The sequence below is a fragment of the Okeania sp. SIO2B9 genome (genome assembly GCF_010672505.1).
GTDB lineage: Bacteria > Cyanobacteriota > Cyanobacteriia > Cyanobacteriales > Microcoleaceae > Okeania > Okeania hirsuta.
The window spans coordinates 1-2887 of record NZ_JAAHGK010001004.1; the positions used below are offsets into that span (position 1 = coordinate 1).

Below are 2887 nucleotides of genomic sequence, written 5' to 3' on the forward strand. Positions count from 1 at the left end.
TCATTATTCATTATTCATTATTCATTATTCATTATTCATTATTCATTATTCATTATTCATTATTCATTATTCATTATTCATTATTCATTATTCATTATTCATTATTCATTATTCATTATTCATTATTCATTATTGAATTCTACCATTTGTAAAAAACATTTATCAATTTGGTATTATAAAAGCTTTATTGACTGAGCTAGAAAAATCTAGCTACAAAAGTCAGATCTGAAGTCTATATTCATTTAAAACCCGTCCTTAAGAACAGGTTATTATTGCTGTTAACGCAGTTCCTCCGGAGGAGGCTAGCTGACAGCTAATAGCTGTTTGCGCAGCATTCCGCAGGAAATGCTTACGTAAATAGTTGTTTTCCTCAAGTGAGAAAAATAATTGCTCGATTATCGATTTCCTGCAAATTTTTGATAATCTTCAAGCAACCAATTTGGTAATTTACTCATATCCTGAATTTGCAATTGTCCTTGACGACAATATAATATTGTTGCTAACAAATAATTAATAGCTTTTGGTGCTTCTATTCCTTTGGCAAGTTGACCAGCTAACTGTTGTAAAAATGTTTGTTCGTTATTAGTTAAAGTTTGATTTTGCATCCCGCTACTGAGTAATGCTTGATAAGCTTTACCCATTTTTCCTGAGTAAAAAGTTTCTAGTTTTTGAGATTCTAAATTTATCCAAAAATCAGCCATTTGTTTTCTGATTTTACGCAACTCTTGAACTACAGATTCATCAGATGGGTCGATATAGTAAAGATTTACACTACCCAATAATTGATTGATAAATTTTTGCTGTGAAATGTCTAAATCATCTGTTTGATTTGCTGTTAAAACTACATTTTTTTCTGGCTTAACTTCAGCGACTTTAACTGGATAATTTTCTGATAAATGAGGGGATTTAGATTTAAAAGCTTTTTCCAACTTCTCTGCAACTTCTCGACTTTCAAATATCTGTTTATAATCATCTATCAACCACTGAGGTAAACGATTTTTAGCATCTCTGACTAACATTTTGCTTGGAGGAAAATATAACATTGCTCCTAAAAGTGTATTAATAGCTTTTGGGTTAGTTAAACCCATACTTGTCTCAGCTAATTCTTTGAGAAATTTTTGTTCATCTTCAGTCTGGGGTTCGTTTTGAATTCCACTTTTTAATAAAGTTTGATATGCTTGTTTAACTTTGCCTTGATAAGTATTTTCTAATTCTTGAGGAGCTACAGCTAACCAAAAATCAGCTATTTGTTGACGAATTTGACGTAATTCTTCTATTAAAGATTGGTCAGTAGGGTCAATTTCATAGAGATTTACACAACCAATCAAACGATTGATAAATTCAGAAGTTAAAGAATTTTTCTCTGTAGATTTTATAGTTTTTGGCGCGTGAATATTTTGCCATTCTTGGAATAATTTTTGGAATAATTTACCTATCTGTGTAGAGTAACTAAGACTGTCTAAAAATGAAGGGTTTTGCTGCATTTTTTCCATAATTTCTTGCCGCTTTTGTTGTCGCCACTCGGAATTAGTTGCCAGTTTCACTGCTAAATTAATATAACTTTCTTCTCCATCAGTAATAAGATCCTCGATATTAATTTCCCGTAACAAGGCGGATGCTTGCCTAAACCTTAAGGCATTTCCTTCCACGACAACTGGCGGTAGTCCGACCATTAAGGGATCTAATAGAGAAGTTGCCCCACCGTAGGGGAAAGAATCTAAATAAATATCTGCTAACTCTAAACATTTTTTGATATCTGATTTGCTTGGTAGTGCTTTAATGACCGCCAAACGATTACTATCAATGCCATGTCGTTCTAAAGTCTCTCGTATTTGTTGGATAAAAGGTCTGACTTGATAAGAATTTGTCCAGTTGGGATTAAAGGGATATATGACTAAAATGGAATTGGGCACTGCACTGAGAATTTTGGCCCAAGTCTCCTGCATCTCAGGTATGATTTTGTAGAAATTAGCACCAGAAATAAAGATGGTGGTTTCATCGGTTGCCCCCCAACTGGAGCGGAGGGGTTGTACTACTGGAAGAGTTTCGGCAATGGGGTCTCGGAAACATAGTCCGGAACCTTCTAGGTTGACCAATTTTTCCTTATAGTGTTCTTGAGTCGTTTCGGTCGGGGCGGTTAATTTGCCAGAGATATAATAGTCTATAGACTTCATCCCAGTAGTAGTGGGGGAATTAATAGATGTTACTTGAACTCTTGCTAGTCGGTGTATTGCCAGCAAGGTAGAATTTTTGATAGTAGCGGTAATATTAGAAGCGAAAAATAGAAGATCGAGATTGTCGCTACGAATAGTTTGTACTTGATTTTTTAGTTCATTTGGTAGTTCTAGAAATTTGTCGGCGCGACTTTGACAATATTGTTCTAAGGGATGTCCGTTAGATTTTATTGCATAGAGAAATATCTCAAATTTACTCCGGTCTAAATGTTCAAATACTGGGAGTAAAGAATATGTTTCTGTTTGGGGAGAATAGTGATCTTTGATAATTCCCAAGCGAATTTTCTGGCGGTCAAACGGGCGAGACTCCATCGTATAATCTAACTGGAAACCACGATTTTTAAGAACAAATTCGATAATTTCTGCCCGTTTAATGTAGAGATTTTTTAAATTTGGAGTAGTCGTAAAATATAGAGGTATCCAATTAGCATTTTCCACAAACAATGAGGCGATCGCTTGCCATAATTCGGATTCGGGATTTGTGGATATATTATTATGAACATAACTCAACCATCCATTCAGAAAATGATAATAATTATCTGTTTCTCCTATTTCTTGGAAAAGCTGAGGAGAGGCAAACATAAATTTTAAATAGTCTGTAGCAAACCAGTTAGGAATGGGAGCTTTTTCATATTTAAGTTCTAGTCGATAGA

General features: G+C 34.3%; 1 pseudogene. It reads right to left on the reverse strand.

The annotated features are described in order from the left end of the window. Window positions 1-395: 395 nt before the first annotated feature. Window positions 396-2887 (reverse strand): annotated as a pseudogene (locus F6K13_RS26545) (methyltransferase type 11); the annotation flags it as partial.